This window comes from Pantoea sp. R13S299 (assembly GCF_048515925.1).
Lineage (GTDB): Bacteria > Pseudomonadota > Gammaproteobacteria > Enterobacterales > Enterobacteriaceae > Pantoea.
Genome location: NZ_JBLYEF010000001.1, coordinates 1,600,062 through 1,625,388 on the forward strand (window position 1 = coordinate 1,600,062; position 25,327 = coordinate 1,625,388).

General features: G+C 52.4%; 16 protein-coding genes. 5 read left to right on the forward strand and 11 right to left on the reverse strand.

Annotated features, from left to right (window positions below; translation table 11 throughout):
* The first annotated feature begins 154 nt into the window (after positions 1 to 154).
* Together ACN1CO_RS07855 and ACN1CO_RS07860 are read left to right on the forward strand one after the other, a co-directional pair.
* A complete protein-coding gene (locus ACN1CO_RS07855) occupies positions 155 to 415 on the forward strand; it encodes a GlsB/YeaQ/YmgE family stress response membrane protein (RefSeq protein WP_419138998.1) in 261 nt (86 codons plus the stop codon).
* Between the two features lie 26 nt (positions 416 to 441).
* Positions 442 to 822: a YidB family protein gene (locus tag ACN1CO_RS07860; RefSeq protein WP_419138488.1), complete on the forward strand. Its 381-nt coding sequence runs from the start codon at positions 442 to 444 to the stop codon at positions 820 to 822.
* 385 nt (positions 823 to 1,207) lie between these two features.
* Here the strand turns inward: ACN1CO_RS07860 and ACN1CO_RS07865 are convergent, their stop codons facing one another.
* Entirely contained in the window at positions 1,208 to 1,810 is a 603-nt protein-coding gene (locus ACN1CO_RS07865) for a hypothetical protein (RefSeq protein WP_419138489.1), read from the reverse strand.
* A gap of 398 nt (positions 1,811 to 2,208) precedes the next feature.
* Between ACN1CO_RS07865 and ACN1CO_RS07870 the strand changes: the two genes are divergently transcribed.
* Together ACN1CO_RS07870 and ACN1CO_RS07875 are read left to right on the forward strand one after the other, a co-directional pair.
* Complete coding sequence (locus tag ACN1CO_RS07870; RefSeq protein WP_419138490.1) at positions 2,209 to 2,328, forward strand: SymE family type I addiction module toxin; 120 nt, start codon at positions 2,209 to 2,211, stop codon at positions 2,326 to 2,328.
* A 101-nt stretch (positions 2,329 to 2,429) separates the two neighbouring features.
* A complete protein-coding gene (locus tag ACN1CO_RS07875; protein WP_419138491.1) occupies positions 2,430 to 2,972 on the forward strand; it encodes an RNA 2'-phosphotransferase in 543 nt (180 codons plus the stop codon).
* Here the strand turns inward: ACN1CO_RS07875 and ACN1CO_RS07880 are convergent, their stop codons facing one another.
* The 10 genes from ACN1CO_RS07880 to ACN1CO_RS07925 all read right to left on the reverse strand — a co-directional run bounded on the left by ACN1CO_RS07880 (position 2,973) and on the right by ACN1CO_RS07925 (position 23,368).
* Complete coding sequence (locus ACN1CO_RS07880) at positions 2,973 to 3,368, reverse strand: SMI1/KNR4 family protein (RefSeq protein WP_419138492.1); 396 nt, start codon at positions 3,366 to 3,368, stop codon at positions 2,973 to 2,975. It lies immediately after the preceding gene.
* Between the two features lie 652 nt (positions 3,369 to 4,020).
* Entirely contained in the window at positions 4,021 to 4,404 is a 384-nt protein-coding gene (locus ACN1CO_RS07885) for a hypothetical protein (RefSeq protein ID WP_419138493.1), read from the reverse strand.
* 1 nt (position 4,405) lies between these two features.
* Positions 4,406 to 4,756, reverse strand: coding sequence for a hypothetical protein (locus ACN1CO_RS07890; protein WP_419138494.1), 351 nt, complete (start codon positions 4,754 to 4,756; stop codon positions 4,406 to 4,408).
* A gap of 205 nt (positions 4,757 to 4,961) precedes the next feature.
* Positions 4,962 to 5,408 (reverse strand): hypothetical protein, encoded by a 447-nt coding sequence (locus ACN1CO_RS07895; RefSeq protein ID WP_419138495.1) that lies wholly within the window; start codon positions 5,406 to 5,408, stop codon positions 4,962 to 4,964.
* Positions 5,383 to 5,718: a hypothetical protein gene (locus tag ACN1CO_RS07900; RefSeq protein WP_419138496.1), complete on the reverse strand. Its 336-nt coding sequence runs from the start codon at positions 5,716 to 5,718 to the stop codon at positions 5,383 to 5,385. Before ACN1CO_RS07900 ends, ACN1CO_RS07895 begins: the two co-directional genes overlap by 26 nt.
* A gap of 5 nt (positions 5,719 to 5,723) precedes the next feature.
* Positions 5,724 to 18,254 (reverse strand): hemagglutinin repeat-containing protein, encoded by a 12,531-nt coding sequence (locus ACN1CO_RS07905; RefSeq protein WP_419138497.1) that lies wholly within the window; start codon positions 18,252 to 18,254, stop codon positions 5,724 to 5,726.
* Between the two features lie 15 nt (positions 18,255 to 18,269).
* Positions 18,270 to 19,937, reverse strand: a complete 1,668-nt coding sequence (locus tag ACN1CO_RS07910; RefSeq protein ID WP_419138498.1) for a ShlB/FhaC/HecB family hemolysin secretion/activation protein — start codon at positions 19,935 to 19,937, stop codon at positions 18,270 to 18,272.
* Positions 19,938 to 20,346: 409 nt separating this feature from the next.
* Positions 20,347 to 20,502 carry a hypothetical protein gene (locus tag ACN1CO_RS07915; protein ID WP_283547691.1) on the reverse strand — a complete coding sequence of 52 codons (156 nt, stop codon included), beginning with the start codon at positions 20,500 to 20,502 and terminating at the stop codon, positions 20,347 to 20,349.
* A gap of 148 nt (positions 20,503 to 20,650) precedes the next feature.
* Positions 20,651 to 21,763 carry a lactonase family protein gene (locus ACN1CO_RS07920; RefSeq protein ID WP_419138499.1) on the reverse strand — a complete coding sequence of 371 codons (1,113 nt, stop codon included), beginning with the start codon at positions 21,761 to 21,763 and terminating at the stop codon, positions 20,651 to 20,653.
* Positions 21,764 to 21,958: 195 nt separating this feature from the next.
* A complete protein-coding gene (locus tag ACN1CO_RS07925; RefSeq protein ID WP_419138500.1) occupies positions 21,959 to 23,368 on the reverse strand; it encodes an EmmdR/YeeO family multidrug/toxin efflux MATE transporter in 1,410 nt (469 codons plus the stop codon).
* Between the two features lie 465 nt (positions 23,369 to 23,833).
* On the opposite strand from ACN1CO_RS07925, the gene ACN1CO_RS07930 reads away from it, so the two are divergent.
* A complete protein-coding gene (locus ACN1CO_RS07930; RefSeq protein ID WP_419138501.1) occupies positions 23,834 to 25,288 on the forward strand; it encodes an AMP nucleosidase in 1,455 nt (484 codons plus the stop codon).
* The last annotated feature ends 39 nt before the right edge of the window (positions 25,289 to 25,327 follow it).

The following is a 25,327-nucleotide window of genomic DNA, read 5'->3' on the forward strand; positions in this document are numbered from 1 at the left end:
TTTACTCCCCTATCGTTTCCGATACGTTTACTTTAATTAAAAAAACAGGATTGCCAGACAAATACTACGCGGCGTACGATACACCTGCTTTTATTTCATGGATTAAACCACTGTTAAACGCGTAGTAATTTATATAAAAAGAGGGACGTTGATGATGGGTATTTTGTCATGGGTTGTATTCGGGCTGATTGCCGGAATTATCGCCAGATGTATTATGCCAGGTAAAGAACACATGGGTATTTTCATGACCATGATTCTGGGCATTATCGGCGCGCTGATTGGCGGTGTAGCGAGTACTGCACTGGGTTTTGGCAATGTCAGTGGTTTCAATATTTACAGCATTGCGATTGCCACCGTGGGTTCAATTATTGTGCTGTTTGTGATTCATAAAATCAGAGCGTGTAAACAGGCTTAACAGATAACTATTCAGGGGATAATAGAATGAGTTTACTGGAAACAGTATTGGCCATGTGCGGCCTGAATAATCAGACCAGTCAGGAAGTGAAAGGCGTGCTGGAGTGGGTTGAGCAGCAAGGTGGTTTACACACCATCGTGGGCCACCTTCAGAGCGGTGAGTACAGTGAGGTCGTCAACTCATGGCTCGGCGATCAGCAGAACGTGGCCCTGAGCAGCGATCTGGTGCAGAAAATGATTAACTCTGAGGCCATTGAACAGCTGGCTGCGCGGATGGGCATCAACACCAGCGATGCACTGAACCTGCTGGCAAAATATCTGCCGCAACTGGTTGATAAGGCTTCGTCAGCGGGCGTGATTGACAAAAAAGCCGATCTTACCGGGCTGGTCAGTCAGTTAATGCATTAAGCTTGATGCAATTGAAAGATAAAAGCCTGCAGTTAAAGTATGGGCTTTTATCTTTTAGATTTCAGGTGTGATGATAAAGAGTAACTATCGAGCGATTTCATCTAACAATAACAATCCATCTAACACATTCTAAAAAAATAACAAATTCTGAAATGAGAACATTCTATTTCACTCTGAATATTATGCTAAATTATTTTTGATCATAAGACCTTGTGCAACACCAATAATCACTGAAATTCCAATCGATTTCCCATATAAAATGCGCAGTCTTGAGCCGGTACTGCTACCATTACTCATGCCCCCTCAGCTAACAACCCGACTCACAGCAGAAGCATAACCATCTGAAATATACAAAAAAGCACCATTAATGGCGGGATTTTTCCATTTACATCTTTAATTTCCAAAAATTCATACCATTAATAAGCCAGTATTGCTCTTTATCTGGTACTAACAAGCCAAAATCACTATTTGCCTGGGCGTTCCAGTCAGAAGGTACGGACGCTTCGTGACTTCTATCCCAATCAGTATGGCGATATATTTTCTTGTCAAAGTTAATATAAAAATTAGGTAGCCGCATTCTCCAGCTATCCCACTCAACTGATACTGGATCTGTTAATGTAGATAGAAATTGCTCAACATAATCATAAAAGCTGACAAGTTGCCTGTCATTTCTACCCGATGTGAAGAATGATCTCATCCACTCAACTGTATAAGCAGCAACATCATTTCTGATTATGTAATCTTTAAAGTTATCCTTAGTTAATACAGGAACTCCATTTCTGAATGAACTTACTGCCTCGTCATAAAGAGACTCTTTCATCCATCCTTTAGCTATATACGCCTTATATTCCGGCTTAACATCTATGCAGAAGTTGTCTTTATTATCAACCAGAAAATGATGAACCCCATCCACAACAAAGATAGCTATATCTTTATCACCATTAAAAATGGCATCGAGTAAATTCTGATACTCATTTGTTAAATTCATTCAGAAATTCCTCTTTTGTTAATACGCGAGCTTTTGATGAGTTCTGCTCTATCAGCCTATCCCACACCTTAGGTAGTTCAAGAGAAACACTTGGTTGACCTTTTGTAGGAGGGCAACCTTATGAGCGTCCGGATCTTTCGGTACCCCTGCTGGAATAGAAGATCGAGGTGACCAGCCAGCTATCTTAGGCCCGCCAGAAGATAGTGGCCGAGATGCTGGATGCAGTGATTACACAGGCGCAGCAGCAGGAGACAGGCAGCTGACAGACAGATTTTTTAGCGCGGGTTGAAGGGGTGGAACACCGACAACCCGCTAATCATAAGTAATTATACGAGCTAATGAACATGGCTAGAGCAGATTTTACGTCATAACCCGTCGCACCCCAAACACGTAAAAGTGTGATAGATTACCGCACCAACGGTGGCAGGCCGAATCCGCTGCCGCAACTGACGATTAAGGGAAGATGGCCGGAGCAGCTCGGATTCACCACCGGACAGAGCATCGAAATGATCATCTAGCTGCGGAAGTCGATCATCCGGCTAGTAATAAAAACATAGCTGGCTAACATATAAATTGATATACCGCCAACAAGGGCGAGATTTATTCGAGACTTTCACAAATGAGCAAAAATTATACCGAATTAAGCAAATTTCTAAGTTATGTATTACGCCACCAACCAGAAACCATTGGTTTATCGTTAGATGAGGACGGGTGGGCTGTTATAGCTGAACTGATTATTTGTGCAGACAAACAAGGCTACAGGCTTGATCATAAACTTATCCAATCTCTCATTGCTGATAGCGACAAGAAACGCTTTACACTATCAGAAGATGGGTTATATATCCGTGCGGCTCAAGGACACTCAACACAACAGGTCAACATAAAGTATCAGGAAAAAACTCCCCCTACGCTCTTATTTCATGGAACAGCGACACGTTTTTTACTATCAATACGAGAGCAAGGGTTGATTTCAAAAACACGTCAGTACGTGCATTTGTCTTCAGATGAAGAGACGGCAATACAGGTTGGTCAACGTCATGGCAAACCAATTGTACTAAAAATTAAAGCTCTGCACATGTTCGAACAGGGCTTTAAATTCTATCAAGCTGATAACGGAGTTTGGCTATCGGGTTCTATCCCTTATAAATTTATCCAGGAATAGTTACTCCTCATTTTCTGCACGTTCTAATTTATAACTGGCAGATTCAAGACGAGCAATCTTCAACCATTCAGCAAAACTATCTGTGTACCCCCTGTCTTCCCAACCTGCGGAGGCAAAGGCATGAACATAGTATACTTTTGGATCTCCTAAAATATCCTCACCGTCAAAACAAGCAATATCATCAGAGTAATTTACCTTCGCAAATGGTACTAACTTTCGAGAGGGATATTGTTTCTTCAATTCGATCATCCAAAATGAAGCAGATTCCTTAAATTCACAGATAAATGACCATGGTTCAAGATCAGGTATAACCTCTAAGGACATTAGATCGGTATAAGCAACGGGATATTTGAAATCATCCGGGAGCTCAGTTTTGGCATATAAATAAATTCCCATTAGTTACTTCCCTTTTCCAGTAATTCTGGGTGGCTCATTTGAACCATAAGGATTGTTATTACTAAATCCACCAGACTGCTTATTTATCCTTCCAATTATTGCCTCATCATAGAGTTTGTAGGTTCGGTTCCAGCGTTTCTATTATAACCGGCTTTCCCAAGCGTATGTTTACCATTCAATTGATAAACTAGCCCATTTTCAGCTCTGGTTGGGTTAGGAACATACATCGCGCTTCCTATACTTTTCCCGATTCCAGCTGCTATCCCTGCCGCGCTGGTTCCAACTGAATCGAAGTACCCTGAAGGATTGATAGGTCGTACTGTTCAAACGTGTTTAATTTGCCATGAAGGCGGGATTGTTCTATTAGCTCACTTGCGCGATTGGCATAATCTGCCATGGGCAACGATCAGTGCGAGGCATCGGCGGATTTGAACGTCAGCAAGGGGGGCAATAAATGCCAGTATATTGCGGATCCTGCCATGATAATTTACGGGTGATCACGTGCTGGATTGTCGGGACGTCGCTCTGACCAATGCTTTTTGGAGGCTCGCCATAAAGCGCTAATCCAAAAAACATCTTCTCTGAAGGTGATGAGCACAGGACATAAAACCCCGACTCACAAGCCGGGGGTTAATGAATTTATTAATTAATCTCAGTTTGACTGACCATTATTATGGTCAGGATTAGCTTCATAACGTGCATCCTGAATAATGTAAGGTTCTGCTACATCTTCCCATACAACTTTCGCCATTTTTTGCCATTCAGTTAGGTTTTGCTGCTTTGCAATATAGTCACTGATTAACTTTACAGCCCTGTTAAAATCAGCCTTATTTAACTCAATAAACGAATAAAATTTTAGGTACTCGCCTTCTTCTGACTTTATTATTTCATGCAGCCCTGAATGGTTGGGTAAAAAAACATCATCCAACAGGTCGCCAAAAGCATCCCAATAGCTACCATTAACATATGTGGATTTAAATTTATCCTCAATTTTATCTATAGCATCATTTCGGCTAAAAAATATGACTGCACCCATCTTATGGCCTCATAATAATAATTTTTTCTTGCTGTGCCTTTGGTAACGTACTTACGTAACTCATAAAGATATTCTGATTTTCAGGGGTTAAAATCCTAAAGTCAACAGGTACAAAGTCCGCTTTTTGCAAGTGATCCTGGATAACATCTCTTCCACTACCGATACTCATGTTCTTCTCATAAAACCTATTTAACCCATCTATTTCTTTTTGTGACAGCCTATCGGTAGTATACATGGCATCAACGGTTTTACCTTTATTAGGTCCTGATATAATCACAAAGTCAGGCGATGTTCCTGATATTGCCCCTAGCGGTGGGCATAACGTTCCATTGTGCCTCAGTGTAACTACCATATTCACCAGCAGGGAAATACCTTCATTACTGGTTTTGGCTTAGATACGGGCGTAATCAGGAAGACAGGTTGAAGATAGCCGCTGGGCTTTACCACTGGTCAGCGGATCGAGGTGCCCACCGAACAGGGACAGTTGATCATCCGGCTGGCTAAGGAGTGATCTGCTGGTAAAAAAATCCCGGTTTTCAAAGGCCGGGACTGAGTGTTTATTCAAGTGAGGATTTTTGTTTTTTTCTTTCCTTTAACCAGATTTTTATCAAGATTCCGACACCCAGAATAAGGCCACCGACATATCCAGATTTAAAGAAAGATATGAAAACATCATTCCAATTGAATGCGAAAAAGCCATTATCAAAATAAATAATAGAGGATCCAAGTAGTACTAATATAACATCGAAAAATAGAAATAGCATCAGGCACATAAATATTAACTTTATTAATAAGAGTAAATTACTTTTTATTTTCATTTTCTCCTTCCCATCTAAATTTTCTTTTACATAATTTCCTGTTTTCTCACTGATATAGCTACCACCAATAACACCAGTTAAATCAGAAACTGCCTCTTCCGCAACTTTTGATGTCACGCCATTAAAGCAGAGGCCCGGCAAGATGGCCGGACCTCTTGTCTTAACTTTTTTTTTGATAACGTTCATCTTGTTGAATAAGGGGTTCCATTTCCTCTTCCCACATACTTTTCTGATAGGACTGCCATTCCGTTGCTTCTGTTCGATTATGGATGCAATTTCTAATTTTTTTTATGGCTAAATTAAAATCAGCACTACTCAGTTCAGTAAAACTAATCTGATCAAGTACTAAGACCTCCATTATTTTTTCATGGATATCTGGGCAGTCACTCTGCAATGCCTCATCGAACAGCGCCTCTAATGCATTAGAAGCTTGCCTATTCAAAGTAACATGCAAATCTTTCCCCTCTGGATAACCGATAAAAAAAGTTGCTCCCATAACACTTACCTCATGATGATAATTTTTTCTTGTTGTGATTTAGGCAATGTCTTGATGTAGTCAGTAAATATTTTCTGATTACCTGGCGACAATACGCTGAAGTCAACAGGAACAATGTCGGCTTTGTTTAAGTGATCCAATATTTGTTGCTTGCCATCTGGTAACTTTTCAGGTGCTTTTGAAACGGTCATGTTCTTCTCAAAAAACTTATTGATCCCATCAACTTCTTTCTGAGACAAGTTCTTTGTTGTATACATCAAATCAACCGTTTTACCTGCGTTAGAGCCACTGCTTATAATAAAATCAGGTGTTTTCCCACCAGTATCAGGCGCTCTTTCTAGTGTCCCTAACACATCTTCAAGCCTTGCAGCTGCCGCAGCTTCTGCGGGATTTAACTTCCCATTACCAGTGACATCTGGCGTGTTTAAACGCTGCTGCCCTTCTAAAGGAGTCGAATTTATTTTTACCTCATAAATCCCATCTGCATTCTTAACAAGTGAACTTGCTGCCCCTGAAGCCGAAGCTTTATTGTTGAGCGCTACATCCTCCCCGAACTGCTTCGCCAGTGCACCAGACGCGACTACAGCACTCACTCCACTCGCGATGTACATGGAACCAACATAGGATCCTGCTCTCGCTTTGGCCTCATCCTCCGTGTACCCAAACGACATGAATGCCTGAGTATACCCTTCCAGAATATTGAATACTTCCTTCGCATTCGGATCTGTAGAGTTCAGCAAGTTCACTATCTGCTGATAACCCGCCTGAGCCTCTTTCGGATTCTGGTAAGTCTGGTTGAAGTAGGTATCTTGCGCGGCCTTAGCTTTTGCTCTTTCTGCCTGACAGCCAGCGCCTGTGCCATTACAGGCCGCATAAACAGCCAAATCGCTTTCCAGATCCTTACGATTTAACCTCTCCTTATCTTTCTGCTCTTCTGGCGTCAGGTTCTGTTTGTTGTTGAGATATGTCTGGCGGCTCTTCTCCGTGCTGCTCAGATAGTTATTCTCAACCTCAGTTCTACCGGCAAACGCCCCACTACCTACCCCAGCGCTGCCATCAACCGCACCGCCCGCTGCTGCACCTGCCAGCGTTACAATGTTGGCAATCAGCATCTTGTCATCGGCTGACAACTCCGATACATCTTTACCGTACAGCAGGTGACTTAGCGCATTGTTATAGCTGAGCATCCCTGCAGTCAGTCCACCTGCCGTGCCACCAATGGCGCTGCCACCCTGCGCTTTAGCAATCAGCCCTGATGCCAGCGTGTGCAACAGCACGCGCATAGGCTCGTTACCCTGCGACACCTGCTTGACCATCTGCGCCAGCAGTGGTGCTGCACCTGCCGCCACCGCGCCGCTGACGTTACCACCCGCCAGACCGGCAAACAGCCCGCTGATAGCCTGCGCAGCAATCTGAAGGTCCGACCCGATACCGTACTTCTCCTCAACATTCTGATCGATTTTATCGAGTACTTTTTTCTGATCCGCCTTTGAAAGCTTATTGAATGCAGCATCATTTTTAAGCTTGTTGCTCTCCTGCTCCTTCTCCTGCTCCTTCTCCTGCTTCTTCAACGCATTAAAGGTCTGCTGAATCGCCTGCTGTCCGAGTACGGTCATCTCACGCTGGATGGCAAGGCTGCCTTCTGCTTTTTGCACATCAAACTTATCTTTCAGCACATTCTCCGCCGCGGCGGTATCGCGGCTGATTTGAGACACATCCTGCTTCTGCGCATCCGTATTGCGAATTTCAATCGTTCCCGGTGAGATGGCGCTGTAGGTGGTAGAACTTGCCCGGTCTTTAGTCTGCTGCAGCGTGCCCATAGGCAGCGAGTTGCCGCCGGACGGCTGGGGCTGCCCGGATTTCGATATATTGTTGATGAAGCTGTCAGACGCGGGCTTGGTGGTTTTACCCATACTGCCGCTGACAGCTGCGCTGAAGCCACTGCCGCCCGCATTGGCGTGGTTTTCAATATCCGTCCAGCCCAGTGTCCCGGTGCTGAGGTGATTTTTGTCCGGCGTCGCGGATGAGGCGATGATCGCGCCATCAAGCTGGGTATGGTTGCCAACGTAAATGTTGTAGCCGCCATCACCTGCGCTGATCCCGCTCTGCTGCCGTACAGAATCAAAATCATTGTAAATCTTGCTACCGCTCATGCTGGCACTGCCCTGCACCGGTACGCCCGCACAGATAGGCGGTATGCAGATACTGGCACTGAAGCCGGATGAACTCTGATGGCTGTCGTAGCTAGCGCGGTCCTGCTGACTGGCAATTTCCAGGTTGCGGCCCGCATTGAGGTCAACGTGATTACCGTTGAGGTTTGCTCCGTTCAGCCTGACGTCCTGACCCGCTTTGACCGTCAGATCACCCGCTGCGGACACCTCGCTATTGTGGTGAGTAATGCTGTTGCCGTTACCGTTTGCACTGTTCTGGCTGGCGGCCAGCTCAAGGGAGAAGCCGTTCTGGCTGCCGCCGAGGCCGAAGCCAACACCGACGCCGTATTTGCTGCCACCGCTGCTTGATTGCTGGTTACTGGTGTCCACGGCACTGTTCAGGGCGATATCGCGACCCGCATTCAGCGAGACGTTATCACCGCTGATTTTTACGCCTTCGCCTGTGATGTCCTGCTTAGCCGTGACTGCGACGTCGCCGCCCGCCTTGAGCACGCTACCGCTCTGCTGCGTGCTTTTCTGTTCCATGGACTGATGGCTGCTACCCACGGTGGCGCTCACCGTGACTTTGACGGCTGCGGTGTTCTGGTTGTAAGCCGACAGCGCGGTCATGGCCGCCTGCGCGGCATAAATGGCCTGCAGACGCGGATCGTCACTTTGTTTGTGCGACTGAGCCACCTTATCCGCCGCCTGCGCCATGCTTACACCATAACCCGATACCTGCGCTGTGATGCCATACTGCGAGGATTTACTGCTGCTGCTGGCGTCGTGCGTATCTTTCGCAGGGTCGAGGTGGATGTTCTCACCGTTGACGCTCAGCGAATTACCTGCGTAGACGTCCGCACCTTGCAGGTTAACGTCTTTACCTGCATTAATCGAAACGTTACCCAGCGTACTGACTATACCGCTGCGCACTGTGTTCTGCTGTGTGCCCGTGCTGGCGTTTTTCCAGCTGTTATGCCCCACGCCAACCGTTCCGCTGTAACCATCGCCGCCCAGATCGCCTATAGCGTGGTCAGACCCGGAGGCCGATGCCTGCTGGCGGTCTTCGCCTGCTACGACGCTGACCTTACCCTGCTCCGCTTTAAGCGAGACGCCGGTGGTGCCGGTCAGGGTTGAACCGCTGATAGCGATGTCACCTTTATGGCTGGTGACGTCAACACTGCCGGCGGTTATCGCGGAAGTGTGTTGCGCGAGCATGCTACTGTCACCGCTCATCTGGGTGTTTTTCGAGCCGTAATTAGTCCCTGCCGAACCATTGTTCGGCGACCCGCCGCCGCTACGTGCCAGCGCACCAAGTGAGGCTGATGTCGTTGCCGACCAGCTCTTGCTGCTACTGCTGCTGGCAGCCTTCTGGTTGTCAGAAGCTGTGGTGATGTCAATATTACGCGTAGCGTCCAGCGAGGCTCTGGCACCAGCGTTCAGGCTGCTGCCTTCCACCAGAATGTTGCCGGTATGGATATCTGAATCGCCGCGGGCCTTCAGTAGCAGATTTCCGGTGGTATTGAGCGTGCTGCCGCTCTGATAGATGCTCTCGCTGTTCTGGCTGACTTTGCTGCCTGAACGGCCATAGGTCAGGCCCGGCCCCGGTGAATCCAGCGAACTGGCGCCCAACTCATTGCCAGTCTGCTTGATCTGCTCATACACCGAACTGTTGTTGTTCATGATGTCACGCAGATTGCGCACGGTATCCAGTGGCGTTAAGTTCAGACTCAGGCCAAACCCACTGCTTTTTGACTTCTGTTTCGCAGTCTCGCGTACCTGGTCCTGACCCGCTACGATGGCGATGTTTTTCGCCGTCACGCTGATTTCGCCGTTCTGGCCGCCCGCAATAACGTCGCTTCCCTTGATCAGCGCGTTGTTACCCGCCGTCATGCTGACCACACCATTACCTGCACCCACCAGGCTTCGCGCATCGCTCTGCGTAACCTGGTCGCCGTTACGTTCACTTTTAGCAGACTGCTTACCATAGCTAAGTCCCAGACCACCGCCCATCAGGCCACTTTTCTTCACTTCTTTCATGCTGTAGGTGGATTGAGTATTAGTGGCCGTAACAATCTTCAGGTCATTGCCTGCACTCAGTGCGACGCCTTTGTCACCGGCGACAGAGGAACCCTGAACGGTCAGGTCGTTTCCGGCAATGACAGACACGGTGTTGCCGCTCAGTTGTGAGGCCTTTTCACGACTGTCGCTGTTTTCCTGAATGGTGTGCGTAGTGGTCTTTTTCAGGAAACCTTTTTTGGTTTTGGTCTCTTCGCGGTAGGCATAATCACTCTCCGTGGCAGTGGTGATATTGACGTCGTGCCCAGCCTGCAGCGCCAGATCCTTATCGGCTGTGATAGTTGCGGCCTGGCTGGTGATGTCATTACCCGCCACCAGCCTGGTACTCCCACCGCTAGCAATTTCAGTGCCCTGCTGGCGAACCGACTCATTAATCTCAACCTTCTTACCCGATTTGTAGCTATTGCCAGAACCGGTTTCAGCCGCCAGCAGATTGACGTCACGCCCTGCCTGTAAAGTGACGTCTTTGTCTGCGGCAAGGCCTGCCGCCTGGCTATTAATATCGCGTCCGGCCTGAAGAGCTAAATCGCCGCCGCTGGTCAGCGTCGTGCGATCCAGACCCGTTGAATGGGTTTCACGTTTGCCCTTAACATCATTCTGGCTGGTCGTCGCGCTATTGAGATTCAAATCGTTACCGGCTGCCAGCGCCGCGTTTTTACCGGCGTTGAGGCTGCTGGCGGTAACGGTCAGATCGTGACCCGCCTGCATCGCCATGTTGCCGCCTGCGACGATCTGGCTGCCGACCGTGTTGACCGTGGTTGTGCTGGTCGCATCAACCTTTTGCCAGCGGTTTCCGAAACCGGACTGCGCGCTGCCAGTGACGTTTTGATTGCCGGTGATGGCAATATCATTCCAGGCGTTCAGCAGCAGATCGCCACCCGCCTTGAGGTTAGCGCCGGTGACGGCAATATTGTTGCCCGCCTTAAGGCTCAGAGAATCCAGTGACGTGATGCTCGCCGTTGGCCCGCTCAGAGTTTCGGTATAGGATTTCTTCGCACCCTTACCGTTGTCGGCATCCAGATGCCAGAGCTGCGACGTGGTCAGGTTGTTGATGTCACCGTTAACACTCTCCAGAGCCACCTTTTTACCGCTGATAGTCGCGCTGACGTTGTTGATATCATTCAACGCGCTGAGTTGCAGATCGCCACCCGCATGGAGCAGGCCAGCATTGAGGTTACTGAGCGTATTCTGGCTGTCGATAGTCAGATCGTTTTTGGCCATCACGCTACTGCTGGTGTTGGTGATGTTCCCGCCTTTCAGCGTTACGTTGTTCCCCGCAATCACGCTGCCATCGCGCATTTCCACATCTTTTGTCGACAGATAGAGCTTCGGCACCATCACCGTTTCACCGTTGATCGTGGTGGCTTCCCACCAGACCATGCTCTTGTCTAAAGAGGCGAGTTGGTCAGCAGAGAGTGAAACACCGAACTGCAGGCCCAGCGACTGCTGCGCCGCTGCCGCGTTGTCCATCAGATAGTGCATCTGGGCGAGATCGGATCCCAGGCCGTTGATGTAGCGGTTGCCGGTCTGGTTCAGTACCGCATTGCTGACGTAACGGGTATCAAATGCAGCATCGCCGAGAAAACGATAATCATAATCGGGCTTCAGGTTCAGGCGACTGAGCATGTAAGAGGAGCCGAGGAAGGCATTCTCGTCAGTGTATTGAGGGCGGGTTTCCTGTAATGGCGTGGTCGCAGGCTGTTTGCCCAGTTTTGCGTTCAGTTCGCCGAACAGACTCTGATCCAGCTGCCCAAGGCCGTTAAGTTTGGGGTTAACGGTAATGAGATAGCGGCTATTGGTGTTCGACGCGACAAAGTAGCCGTTCTGACCCGAAGGTAATGGATAGGCGCTGATATCGACCTCAGCGGCCTTATAGTTATGCAGCGATGCAGGCCCCTGAGTTGCACTTGTCAGGTTGATGGCTTTACCCAGTGCAGCGTTGTTTTTACCCGCCGTGGCATATTGCGTCAGCGGTGCGCTTCCCTGTGAAGCGCTCTCCAGCGCACCTGCGCCATTGACCTGCTGCAGCGCATTCTGGAGCTGATCGCGCCATTGCGGCGTATTGATTGCGGCTTTGTCGGCAGTAGCCAGTTGCTGATGCGGCTGCGCACCAGCCGTGCCTGCAGCGGTTAAGCCGCGTAAACCTGGGGCAGAGAGTGTATTACCACTCCAGCCGGCATTCGCGGTGGTGTTGGTATTACTGATATCGCCGCTGAAGTTAGCAGAGACATTGCCGCCGGCCTGAATAACGGCGCGGTAGAGTTGACCAGGTGTAAAGGTAGTTTCATGGCCGGTGAGCGTGTAAGTGAATTCACTCCCTTTTGTGCCGTTTCTCGTTCTTTCAGCACCAATTTTTCCTGTTGCTATCGCTCCTTTATATTCGTAAACAACATTGTCATTTTGGGTGCCTGCCTGCCAGCTCTGATTATTAAGCTGGTTGCCAGAAAGTGAAACATTCCCATTAGCTAGTATGTTGCTGGCTTGGTTATCCAGCGTGCCTCCATTGATATTGAGATTGTTGCCTGACGCAATTCGCGCTGCACCTCCATTACTGACCACATCAACGGTAGTACTTGAAAGTGCGAATTTTTGGGTAGCAGCCTCTTTCGTAGGTGCATACAAGTCTTTGGTAACAGTCGAGCCTCCAGAGCAACCGCAACCGGAGTGGTTGCCCCCACCCCCTGTTTCCGGTGTAGTAGTGGTCTGAGTGTAATAACCATAATCCCCCGCAGCTAACTGCCAGATGGTGATTTTCATTGTTGCATCACCAACGCCCGCACGAGCAGGTGAGGAAGTGCTGGACTGAGTTATATGCAACCCATCCCTTGTATTCAGCAAATGCCCGGTATTAATCGTGATATCGCCGTTCTGGGTTTCAATGGTGCCGGAGTTATTAATGACCTCGCCGTTGGCATTACCCGCGGCATCGCCCTGAAGCCACATACTGCCGCCTGCCAGCATATCGGCACGCTGGTTACGAATACTGTTAGCAAATAGTGAGAGATTACCGGCCGCATAAAGCAGCGCGGTGTTAACGATGCTGCCCGGTGCGCTGAGAGTCAGATTGCCCAACGTACCCGTGAAACCGTCCAGGGTGATATCGCTGCGGCTGGCTAAGCTGATATTCCCGCCGCCCTGCAGACTGCCATTCCCGTTCATGGCGATACGATTGCCACTTAACGCACTGTCGCCCGAACCGGTCGTGAGCTGACCATTATTGGTGAGATCGCCGCCTGCACTCAGCGTCAGCGCTCCGCCCTGCATCGTGCCTTGGTTGTCTATTGCACCATTACTGCTGACGGTGAGTCGCCCGCCCGCCGCCAGTACATCGCGACCGGTAAAGCCATTCGCGACTTCCAGCGTGGCGTTACCCAGCGCCACAACCTGACCGCGCTGGTCAAAGCCGTTGCTGTGAACCAGCAGGTCGCCGCCGCTGAACAGGCGACCGCTGCTTTGCTGACCAACCTGAGCGGCCATCACGCTTAGCCGGTTGTTGCCCAGCAGCGTGCCGCTGTTGTTTACCTGCTGATAATTAACCTCAAGGTTGCCGCCCTGGGCCGTGCCCAGGTTGCTGAAGCCATTGCCGGTCAGCGTGCCCTGGCCGTCGGCCAGCAGCGTACCGTTGTTGCTGGCATGGGTCGCATTAAGAATCAGCTGCGACGCCTGTAACCAGCCGTTGTTATTCAGCTGCGGTGTATTGAGAGTCTGCACGCCACCCGACAGCCACCGGCCTTCATTTTGCGTTAAGCCAGTTGTCGTCGCGACACCGTTGCCGTTGCCCTGAATCAGGCCATAGTTGAACAATTCTGGCCCGGTCAGCGTCAGGGCGTTTTGCGTGATCATGGCGCCATTGCCGCCATTGGTAATGCGTCCACCGGCATTAACCAGCAGACTGTTGTCACCCTGTAAACGTCCATTGTTATCCACCGCGCCCGTGGTGATCTGCAGGTCGCCGCCCTGTACGCGTCCGGCATTATTGAGCGAGGATGACTGAAGCGTCAGCCTGCCCGCGCTGAGCAGCATTTTATCCTGCTGCTGGGTCAGTGCGCCATTAAGGCCAACCGTCAGTGCATCGACACCGGTCACGGCACCGTTATTGTTTAACGTGTCGCCGCGTAGCGTCAGGGTTCTGGCTATCCATTCACCCTGATTGGTCAGTGTCAGTGCCTGCAGTGCCGCAGTGCCATTCGCTGAAATCTTACTGCCCGCGCCCGCATCAAGGCGATCCGCCAGAATCAGCTGCAGCGCATCCGCACTCTGGATCGCGCCATTATTGGTCAGCTGTCGGGCATTCAGCAGGATCTGCTGACCCTGCCAGCTGCCGTTATTCACAACGTCATCACCGTTGAAGTTCAGCGTGCCCTGCGTCAGCAGCGATCCGCCCTGATTATTAATCAGCTGACGTGATGGCGCGGCCAGCGCCCTGAGCAGCATTCTTCCGGCCATCTGTGGCATCGCAGCAAACGTTAATGCCTGCAGACCGATCAGGCTGCCCTGATTAATGACGCTGGCCGGGGTAATGGTCAGGGTTTTACCCTGCACCGATCCGCTGTTATTCAGCGCGGCGCCGTTCAGCGTCATCGCCCCTTCACTGAGCAGTGAGCCGCTGTTGTTCAGCGTATTAGCCGCGATCTGCGCACTATCCTGGCTCATCAGAGAGCCGGTGTTATGCAGCTCATTGCTGACGCTGACGTTCAGGTCTTTGCTGCCCAGCAGCGATCCCTGATGCAGCCAGTTGTCCGCGTTAACCGTCGTCTGATCGCCCTGCAGCACACCCTGGGTGTTGAGCTGGCCCGCAGTGAGCGTAAGTGTTCCGCCGCTCAGCGTTTTGCCACCGGCAGATTGCGTGATGTTATCGGCCTGAGCCGTCAGCGCCGTGTTGCCCTGTAACAGACCGTCGTTGTTCAGGCTGGTGCTCTGCAACCCCAGCTGGTCAGCCATTATTTTGCCGCTGTTGCGCAGCGTGGTGGCATTCAGGTCACTATTGCCCTGACTGACCAGCGTGCCGCTGTTGATCAGATCGCTGGCGATGTCTGCGTGCAAGCCGCTGATGCCATTGATGCTGCCGCGGTTATCGAGAGAATCCAGCGTGACGTCGAGTTGCTGACCCTGCCAGCTGCCATCATTGGTCGCGCTGCCACCCTTAACGATCAGCCGATCGCCGCTCAGCAGTTGCCCATTGTTGTGGTTGAGGGTCTGAGCAAATCCGAGATCCACCAGCGTGTCGCCCTGCAACAACCCGCCGTTTTCCAGCGTATTGCCGCTGGCGCTGAGTTGCCCGGCCGCAATCTGGCCGCTGTTACTGAGCGTGTGAGCATGCAGATCGGCCTGATGAGCGGTAACGATCTGCCCCGTTTCACTGTTATTCAGCGTATCGGCAATCTGAAGATTGAGGTCATCGCTAAGCAGACGTCCGCTGTTGTTGAGACGGTTACCGTTGACCGCAAGCTTACCGTTGACCTGCAGCAACCCGTCGTTATCCAGCTGATCTGACGTCAGCGTCAGCGGACTCCCGGCGATTAACTGGCCGTCATGGAGGTTGTGAATCTGCTGATGATCGAGCGTTAAGGTACTGTTGCCCTGCAGCAGTCCGGCGTTACTGAGCGAGGGGGCATGCAGGCTGAGGTTATCCGCCGCCAGGGTGCCCTGATTATCAATCTCCGCTGCCTGCAGATTCATCTGCTGCTGGCTGAGCAGACTTCCGCTGTTGGTCAGCGCACCGTTAATCACAGCGGTTAAGGCTTTGCCGACGCGAACTGTGCCGCCGTTCTGCAATGTCCCGGCGTTTAACGTCATCTCCCCGGCCTGCATTGCGCCGTGGTTATTCAGTGCAGTGAAGTCGCCCTTCAGGGTCCCGTCACTCAGTAACTGTCCGCCCTGCTGATTATCCAGCTGGTTGCCTGCCAGCGTAATCTGCTGATTACCCTGAATCAGGCCACTGTTAATCATGTCGCCACGCAGCGTCAGCGCCTGGGCAATCAGCCAGCCGCTGTTATCGGTGTGGTTCGCTTTCAGCGCAATGCCCTGCTGTCCCAGAATTTTGCCGCTATTGTCCAGGGTGTCGCCTTGCAGATCGGCGTCGGCTTCGCTCAGGGCATTGCCGCTGTTCTGCCAGCGGTCAGCCTTCACTGTCAGCTGTTTGCCCTGCATCAGTCCGCTGTTGTCCAGCGTCTGCTGTTGCACATTCAGCTGGCCTGCGCTGAGCAGCGTGCCGCTGTTGGTTAACCCGCTGCCCTGCAACGATAATGCCTTGTCGCCCTGGAGCGTCCCGCTGTTATTAACCTGACTGACATCACTGTTCAGCGTTCCGGCAGCCATCATTCCCTGATTGATCAGCGCATCACCCTGCAACCGGAGCTGATCATCAGCCAGCAATTTACCGCCCTGCTGATTATTTAAATTTTTGAGGGTGGTGTTCAGGCTGGCAGCGTTGATCTCTCCGCTGTTATTCAGCTGTTCGCCAGTGACCGTCAGTGTTTTGCCGCTGGTGATTAATCCGCTGTTATTAAGCTGCGGCAACGCGAGGGCAAAGTCGTTGTCGGAGCTGATCGTACCCGCAGCCAGGTTATCCAGCTGTCCGGTATTGAAAGAGAGCAGTGTATTGCCCTGAACCAGGCCGCCATTACTGATTTGCCCGGCGGTCAGGGTCAGATTGGGTGCGATTAATGACCCTGAGTTCCGCAGCTGGGCGCTGTTCATAATCAGGGCGTTCTGACTGCTGATGGCTCCCTGATTTTCCAGCCAGTCACGCGCGGTCAGTTGCACGTTACCCCCAGCCGAGAGCGAGCCATTTTGTTGCAGCGTATCGCTGTTAATCACGACATCGCCATTACTCACCATCGCGCCGCTGTTATTCAGGGTCGGGGCATCGATTTGCAGACGCTGACCGATCAGCTTGCCGCTGTTATCAAGGCTCCCGCTCTGGATGTTCAGGTCGCCGCCACTGATTTCATCGCGGTTATTCAGCAGTCCGCTGACCACTACCGTGTTTTTACCCTGCGCCAGCAGCTTACCGTTCTGTTGCAGAGTGCTAGTGCGAACCTGTACGTCACCATTACTGGACAGGCTGCCACTGTTGGTGATCTGTGTAGCCTGGATATCGAGGTTTTTTGCTGCGGCGAGCTGACCGGCATTGTCCAGCTGAGATGTGGCAGAGAGCTGCAGCGCGTCTACCGCACTACCGCTGCTGCTGTTATCCACAATCAGGCTGCCGCTGTTAAGCCGCACATTCTGGCCAGCTTTAACGCTGCTGCCTTGGAGCGTGATGCTGCCCTGACTGTTGAGATTCAGCGAGGCGTCGCTGCCCAGCGAGGCCCCATTTAAAGCGATATCCTGCTGCGCAGTCAGCGCGACGTTGCTGCCGGCTTTATGTTCTCCCTGCAGGGCGATGCTGCTGCCTTTGACATTCAGCGTGCCGCTGGTCAGGCTGTTGTTGATGCTTAACCGACCCTGCGCATCCAGCACCATATCGCCCTGGCGGGCATTGAGATTACCGAGATTGACGCCGACGCCATTTTCGCTGGAGACCAGATGGATGCGGTTTGCGTACATGCCGCCCAGCGCGCCGGTATCCACGGCGACCGATGGCGCAGCCCCTTCGCCCGCAATGGGTGTCACGCTGCCATCAGCACCGACCCGGTTTGCGCCCAGCGTCACATTGAGATCTTTAGCATGAATGCCCGCGTTGATTTCTGTTGCGCGCGCGATGATCGAGACCGCATCAGCCTGGCTGCCATCCAGCCCTTTACCCTCAATGCTGATGGCACCTTTCGTCACTTCCAGCGATTGCAGATTGCCCTGCGCATCCAGCTGCGGCTTACCGGTAGTCAGCGTAACGTTGGGCGTATTGATAAAACCGCAGCCGTTACAGGTGATGCCATAGGGGTTGGCGACCATAACGTTTGCCGCTTTACCCGCCACTTCGGTGTAGCCCTGAAGCTGGGAACGGTTGGCCCCGACCACCTCGTTGATGATTGCCCGGGCTTCCTGACCCGCTTTCAGATTCGGGTTGTTCTGGATGAGTCCACCCAGCTGTGTCTGCGTCAACCGGCCGGTTGCGTTATTCAGGATCAGCCCTTCCTGGCCGACGTTGTAATTCTGATACTGGTTGTGTGACAGGCCTGACGCATTCGGCGTCGCGATATTGATGACCGGCACGCCATTTCCGGCAGCATCGACCTGAGTCCCCTGTGTTGCAGGCGTTATCACGGCCGAAAAGGCGGGCAGCAGGGGCTGAAAAGCGATCAGCGAGCAGATGAGATAGCTCAACAGACGACGCGGCAGTGAAAGCTTTAATTGATCATCCATAATCGGGGCCTTTTTTTAGAAAACGAGTCCAATACGCGCGTAAACGCTGAGGCGATCAGGCGCAAGGTAATCGGGATAGCTGACGGGGATGCCCAGCGACAGCTGAGTCGAGACGTGGGCGTTTCGGGTGCCAAGCCCCAGTGAACTGCCCCACAGCGTGCCAGCTGCATAGCGATCCTGTTTATCGCTCTGCAGCCACCCACCATCCAGTGCCAGCGTGGTATTGACCTCACCAATGGCTGGCAGGGTAAACAGCGTGTAATTGAGTTCGTTGCGCAGGTAGCCGCCAACATCGCCGGAAAGGTATTGTTCTTTGTAACCGCGAACCGAGCTTTCACCCCCAATCGTCAGGCGTTCGCTGCCATACAGACGATCCGGCGACCACTGGGCGTAAAAGCTACTGAGCCACCACATTTTCTGAGTCACCGGCCGTTGATAGCTGCTGCTGACACTCCATTTACGGAATTGCGCTTTGGGTAAATCGTCGCTTTTACCGCTGTCGCTTTCGGCATCGAACCACGGCATCCCACGGCTCAGCATCGGGTTAAGTGTGGCAACCCCGCCTGCGACTTTTTGCGTATGGTTAAAGCCAATCTGCAGACTGGTCATTTTGCGGCTGCTGCTTTGAAGCAGCGTCTGGTTCAGCCAGTTATGGCTGACGTAATGGTTCAGACCCGCCTGAACGCCGGTTTTGATTTCCCCGTTACGGAACAGCACCCACGAGCCGCTGAGGCGGTTAGAAATGTTATCGCCGTTGCTATACCAGTCGAAAGTATTGGCATTAAAGCGGCTGTGATAGTTGCTCCAGCTATAGCTGTAATCCAGCAGACCATAGCCATAAGGCACGCTGACGCCCGCCTGGAAATTTTGCGCATCGCGCCAGTCGCTGAACGCGCTGCTGCGGCCACCGCTGACAAACCAGCGATCGGCAACACCCAGCAGGTCGTTGCCCACCAGCGAGGCGGAGAGCTGACCAATGCCTGTGCTTCGCTGGCCGCTGTTGTCCATATTCAGGCCCAGCGTCAAAGGAAATTCAGGTTTGCTGGTCAGATTGACGATGGAATATCCGGGCTTAGCCGACGGGATTATTTCAATCTGAACCGGTGTGGTACGGAGCCGGTTTATCTGCTCCATACCCTGCTCAATGTCGCGTAAATTTAAAATACGACCGGCACCGGTCGGGAATGCCATTTTCAGCTGACGTGAACTGGCCCCCTGCAAACGAATCTCTTCCAGCCTTCCCTCCAGCACGGTGATAATCAAAACGCCGTGAGAAAGGTTCTGTTCTGTCAGGAAAGCCCGGCTGGTGATATATCCACGCTGGACATACCATTCTGATATCTCGCGTACCAGCTGATTAATGCGCGCCAGGCTCAGACACTGATTGATATAAGGCGCGATAATTTTCGCCTGTTTATCCGGCGCGATTAATGTCGCCTGTTGCAGGATAATCTGGCGAATATCAAAACAGGGACCGCTGGCAGGAACCGCCCCGGTTTTTTGCAGCTCAACCTGATGCGCCTGGGTTAAGGCATCACGCTGCTGCTGGTTCTGCTCCAGGCGCTGCTGCTGCTGATTCTGAATAGCGTCAAGGTCGCCAGGGGTAACCGGCGCAGCCATGAGATTGCTGATAAATAAACTGGCACCGAAAACCAGCCACTTCCCTGTTGCAGGCATTTTCATCGAAGGTTTAACAACGCTTATTGTAAGGTTTGTGTAAGCACAGGCGTGCAGGTTACCACCTTAATAATCAGAAGTTCCTTATTGACTTAAAATAACAACCTCCTGATGGAAAAAGTAAAATTGCCAGTGAGATAATGTTTTCTAAGTCAAATTCACCGTCGTTTGATCACTTTCTTCGCGTAAGGGGGATTTTGTGAATGTTAAGAGAATGAATGCAAAAACATGCATTTGTGAATATTCATCCGCACAGGATTACTCATTCATATAACCGCGCTGGGGTATTAAGTGGGATTAAAAGTGAGGAGGTTGCTGTTTTTCGTGGTGAGCGCTGCGGGCCGTTATCTCACCCCCTGAATGCAAAAAGGCCCGCATCGTAGCGGGCCTTTAACCAGGCAAAACACAGCAACCATTATTTTTCATGATAACGATGCACTGCCGGATAATATTCCAGTCCATAGAGCTGGCTCAGCGGCAGCAGCAGTTCAACGTTAATGTCATGGCTGTGCGCATCCGCCGCAGAGCCGTTCAGCAGCTGTTCAAACCAGGCTATCAGTTTCTGTTTCATCTCAGGATCTCCGCATCAGTTGATGACCTGAGTAAACCTGCTTATGCGCCCAATCTGAAGCAAAAATTTCTGCGCTGCTTATGCCGGAAATGGCATAAGCCACCTGCCTGATTGTTTAGCCAGCGTCAGACACTGGCTCTTAAAATGTTTACTGCGTTATCAGTGTCACCCAGTTCGCGCCTTTACCGGCCGGCGCTTCAGCAACCCGTTTGAGTTCGCCGCTGGCGGGATCGATGGCGTAGCTGCCAATCATGGCACTCTTCTCTCCGCTGACGATCAGCCATTTGCCCTGCGTATCAATCGCGATACTGCGCGGCTGTTTTTCCACCGGCCAGCTGCCGATCAGGGTTAACTCACCCGACTGTTTATCGACCCGGTAGCCGCTGACGGTGCTGGAGGTGCGCTCAGTCACATAGATAAATTGCCCGTCCGGCGTGATTTTGATGTCTGCCGCCCAGATGCGCGGCGTCAGATCGCTATAGCCCGCCGGTCGCTGCTCGCCATGCTGCAGGTTATATTTCTTCGCCACCGCATTCGGCCAGGTTTTCAGCTCCGTCAGCGTGCCATCCGCCGCGCGCCGGAACTGCGTGATGGTGCCGCTCATCTCCGCGAGGTTATAGAGAAAGCGATTATCCGGCGAGATCACAGAATGCCGCGCACCGCTGTTCTTCTCGCCCTGAACAAAACCGGTGCCCAGCGGCGTGATCGCCCCGTCACTGGCAAAAGCATATTGCAGCACCCGATCCGCGCCAAGGTTGCCAACGTAGAGTGAATGATTGCTGACGTCGGTGATCACCGAATGGGCGTGTGGCCCGGTTTTCACCTCGCCCGTAACCTGCGCGGTCACAATCCCTTTGTTATCAATCCGGTTGCTGGTAACGATATCGCTGTCATAGGAGGCGGCCAGCAGATAGCGCCCGCTCCTGTCAGTGGTGATCCACGGAAAGCTGGCCTTAACCGGCGTCACCGCCAGTTTCTGCAAATCACCATGCGGCCCGGTGACGCGCCAGCTGATGATCGAATACGGCAGACTGCGCAGCGCGCCATAGAGATGTTTACCGTCGGGGCTGGCCGCCAGCGGCATAATCTTTTTCCCGGCAGGCGTATCGCCCCGCCATCGCAGGCTGCCGTTCGACTCACTGAGCTGATAGCGGGAAACGGTGCCGGATTCGGCATTCGACACATAGACAAAGGTTGTCGCCCACAGCGGGCAGCTACACAGCAATGGCAGGAGGGCCAGCGCCGTTTTCAGACGGATCATAGGGTCACCTTTATAAGTATTGTCTGCGTCAGTGCGCAGCAGGCATTACGCTAACCCTGTCTGATGAGTCTCGCTTTGTGCAACTGACCGAAAATAGGCGCGGAAGTCTGGAGATGTGACGGAGATGTTATTTTTGGATGGGGAGATGAGATTCAGCGCCTTCCCCCTGAGCCAGGGGAAGGCGTGAAGAGAAATCTAACCGGTTTTAGCGATCATTTTACGATAGCGGTTCAGCCACTTGCCGCTGTTAAGCCGCCACCAAAAGAAGATGCCGCGCACCGTCCAGTCAAGGAACATCCCCAGCCAGACCCCGGTGACGCCCATCCCCAGCATTATGCCGAGCACATAACCCACCACCACGCGCGCGCACCACATGCTGAACATCGACACATACATGGTGTAACGCGCATCGCGTGCGCCCTTGAGTCCGGCGGGCAGCACCCAGGACGCGGCCCACAGCGGCATAAACAGCGCGTTAAGCCACAGCAGATGCTTGGTCACATTAATGACTTCCGGATCGCTGGTATAGAAGCGCGCCAGCAACCCGGCCAGCGGCACCGTCAGCAGTGCTATCACGCTCAGACACAACGTCGCCAGCCAGAAGACATGCCGCACCTGACGCTCCGCCTGGAAGACCTGATTTCTGCCCAGACGGGTGCCGGTAATAATGGTTGATGCGGAACCCAGCGCATTGCCCGGCAGGTTGATCAGTGAGGCTACCGAGAAGGCGATGAAGTTACCGGCAATCTCACTGGTACCCATGCCTGCAACAAACACCTGGGTCAGCAGTTTACCACCGTTAAACAGCACGGACTCGATACTGGCAGGCACACCTATCCCTAAAACTTCCATCAGAATGCTGCTGTTCCAGCGCCGGAAATAGCTCGACAGCGTGATTTTCAGCGAGGCGTTGAAGCCGATCATCAGCACGTAAATCACCGCGATCGCCCCGATGTAGCGGGTGATGGTCAGTCCAAGCCCGGCCCCGACAAACCCTAAACCCTCCCACGAGAAGCAGCCATAAATCAGCACGCTACTGATGATGATGTTGAGGATGTTCATGCCGCCATTAATCAGCATCGGAATTTTGGTATTGCCTGCACCGCGTAGCGCCCCGCTGCCGATCAGCGTGATGGCAGCAGCCGGATAGCTCCAGGCGGAGGTCTGCAGGTAGCTCAGCGCCAGCGCTTTGACTTTGGGATCGGCAGCACCGGCTATCGCATCAACGATCAGATGGCCCCAGAACTCAATGGCGATCACCAGCACAAAGGCGAGTATCGTCATCATGGCCAGCGACTGACGCGTGGCAGCGCGGGCGCGCTTGCCGTTGCGTTTTGCCAGGCTGAACGCCACCACCACTGTGGTACCGAGATCAATGGCAGCAAAGAACGAGATGATCACCATGTTGAAGCTGTCGGCCAGACCCACGCCCGCCATCGCCTCTTTACCCAGCCAGCTGACCAGGAAGGTGCTCAGTACGCCCATTAACAGCACACAGGCGTTCTCGAAGAAGATAGGCACTGCTAATGGCGATATTTCACGCCAGTAGAGCGTGCGATAAGAGCGGCGTTTCGGATACCACGCCGTGCGCTTGATCGCCTGCATCACTGCTACGCCAGGATTTTGCAAAGGATTACCAAATCAGAAGAGACTGGACAGGAGATCTAATGATGATAGGGGGCAGAGAAATATGCAAAGTCTTTCCGGCGCAAATTAATCATGGTTACAAACTTTTTAATCCCGTTACGGCAGATTCTGCCTCACCGCCCCGCCCGCTGTAGCAAACCTGATTATTTCCCTGACGTTATGATCGACTGTTAATGCATTGCTGCTGCCTGCTTCGCCTATCTGTTGTCATCGGAAGCGTATCTGAATGCAGCGATTTTTCTTCTTAGATAGTAAAGTTTTTCTTAATGGATTTCACTGCGCCAGATTCTCTCGTAAAACCGCACTGCTCAGAATAGCCGCATCATTAGAGCAAAAAAAAGCCGATCACAGATTCTTCACCAATCTCTGCAACAAACCCGCTAAGCTTGGGGCAAATTGCGGAAAAAAATGGAAGGAGAAACCATGCCGACACTACGGAAAAACCTGACCAGCCAGCAGGCGCTGGATGAACTTGAACGCCTGTACGACGGTGCCGTCGATGCACTGCGCGCGGCAATTAAAGCCTTTACCGAAAACGGCACGCTGCCGGATGAGGCCGATCGGGCAAAGGGACTGTTTGTCTACCCGGAGCTGCGCATCAGCTGGCACGGCGAAGGTCCACAGCAGAACCGTACGCGTGCCTGGGGACGTTTCACCCACACCGGCAGCTACAGCACCACGGTCACCCGTCCGGCGTTGCTGCGTCACTACATTTCGGAACAGCTTCAGATGCTGGAGAAGGAGTATGAGCTGGAGATCGACGTGGGGCCGTCCAGCCAGGAGATCCCCTATCCTTACGTGATCGACGGCTCGGATCTGTCACTGGATCGCACCATGAGCGCCGGTATTGCGCGCCACTTCCCGACCACCGAACTGTCGCAGATTGGCGATGAGACCACCGACGGTCTGTTCCATGCCGATGCCAAATTCCCGCTGTCGCATTTCGACGCGCTGCGCACCGACTTCTCACTGGCCCGTCTGCGTCACTACACCGGCACCAGCGTGGAGCACTTCCAGCCGTTTGTGCTGTTCACCAACTACACCCGCTATGTGGATGAGTTTGTGCGCTGGGCGATTGAGCAGGTGCGCGATCCCAATACCCCTTACGACAGCCTGGCCTGTGCCGGTGATGTCGTGCTGACCGCCGACACCGCCGACAGCGAGTCGATGCTTTCTGACCTGGCGTGGAAGAAGCACCAGATGCCGGCCTGGCATCTTACTTCGCCGAATCGTCGCGGTATTACGCTGATCAATATCGGTGTCGGCCCGTCGAATGCCAAAACCATCTGCGATCATCTGGCGGTGATGCGCCCGCATGCCTGGCTGATGATTGGTCACTGTGGCGGTCTTCGCGAGAGCCAGCGGATCGGTGACTATGTGCTGGCCCACGCCTATCTGCGTGACGATCACGTCCTCGACAGCGTGCTCCCGCCAGATATCCCGGTGCCAAGCATTGCCGAAGTGCAGCGCGCGCTGTATGACGCCACCAAATCGGTGAGCGGCATGCCAGGCGAAGAGGTGAAGCAGCGTTTGCGCACCGGCACCGTGGTGACCACGGACGACCGAAACTGGGAGTTACGTTATTCCGCGTCGGCACTGCGCTTTAACCTGAGCCGCGCGGTAGCGGTCGATATGGAGAGTGCCACCATTGCCGCGCAGGGTTATCGCTTCCGTGTGCCCTACGGCACACTGCTGTGCGTTTCGGATAAGCCGCTGCACGGCGAGATCAAGCTGCCGGGCCAGGCGAACCGCTTCTATGAGGGCGCAATTTCGGAGCATCTGCAGATTGGTATCCATGCAGTTGAACTGCTACGTGCCGAAGGCGACAAGCTGCATTCACGGAAGCTGCGAACGTTTAATGAGCCGCCTTTCAGGTAAGAGTTTAACCGCCTGATGCGATAGAGGCCGGTACTGCTG

Bases quoted from the DNA above. Each gene is read 5' to 3' on its own strand.
- ACN1CO_RS07855 (WP_419138998.1), top strand. From the start codon at position 155: ATGGGTATTTTGTCATGGGTTGTATTCGGGCTGATTGCCGGAATTATC.
- ACN1CO_RS07860 (WP_419138488.1), top strand. From the start codon at position 442: ATGAGTTTACTGGAAACAGTATTGGCCATGTGCGGCCTGAATAATCAG.
- ACN1CO_RS07865 (WP_419138489.1), bottom strand. From the start codon at position 1,810: ATGAATTTAACAAATGAGTATCAGAATTTACTCGATGCCATTTTTAAT.
- ACN1CO_RS07875 (WP_419138491.1), top strand. From the start codon at position 2,430: ATGAGCAAAAATTATACCGAATTAAGCAAATTTCTAAGTTATGTATTA.
- ACN1CO_RS07880 (WP_419138492.1), bottom strand. From the start codon at position 3,368: ATGGGAATTTATTTATATGCCAAAACTGAGCTCCCGGATGATTTCAAA.
- ACN1CO_RS07885 (WP_419138493.1), bottom strand. From the start codon at position 4,404: ATGGGTGCAGTCATATTTTTTAGCCGAAATGATGCTATAGATAAAATT.
- ACN1CO_RS07890 (WP_419138494.1), bottom strand. From the start codon at position 4,756: ATGGTAGTTACACTGAGGCACAATGGAACGTTATGCCCACCGCTAGGG.
- ACN1CO_RS07895 (WP_419138495.1), bottom strand. From the start codon at position 5,408: ATGAACGTTATCAAAAAAAAAGTTAAGACAAGAGGTCCGGCCATCTTG.
- ACN1CO_RS07900 (WP_419138496.1), bottom strand. From the start codon at position 5,718: ATGGGAGCAACTTTTTTTATCGGTTATCCAGAGGGGAAAGATTTGCAT.
- ACN1CO_RS07905 (WP_419138497.1), bottom strand. From the start codon at position 18,254: ATGGATGATCAATTAAAGCTTTCACTGCCGCGTCGTCTGTTGAGCTAT.
- ACN1CO_RS07910 (WP_419138498.1), bottom strand. From the start codon at position 19,937: ATGAAAATGCCTGCAACAGGGAAGTGGCTGGTTTTCGGTGCCAGTTTA.
- ACN1CO_RS07915 (WP_283547691.1), bottom strand. From the start codon at position 20,502: ATGAAACAGAAACTGATAGCCTGGTTTGAACAGCTGCTGAACGGCTCT.
- ACN1CO_RS07920 (WP_419138499.1), bottom strand. From the start codon at position 21,763: ATGATCCGTCTGAAAACGGCGCTGGCCCTCCTGCCATTGCTGTGTAGC.
- ACN1CO_RS07925 (WP_419138500.1), bottom strand. From the start codon at position 23,368: ATGCAGGCGATCAAGCGCACGGCGTGGTATCCGAAACGCCGCTCTTAT.
- ACN1CO_RS07930 (WP_419138501.1), top strand. From the start codon at position 23,834: ATGCCGACACTACGGAAAAACCTGACCAGCCAGCAGGCGCTGGATGAA.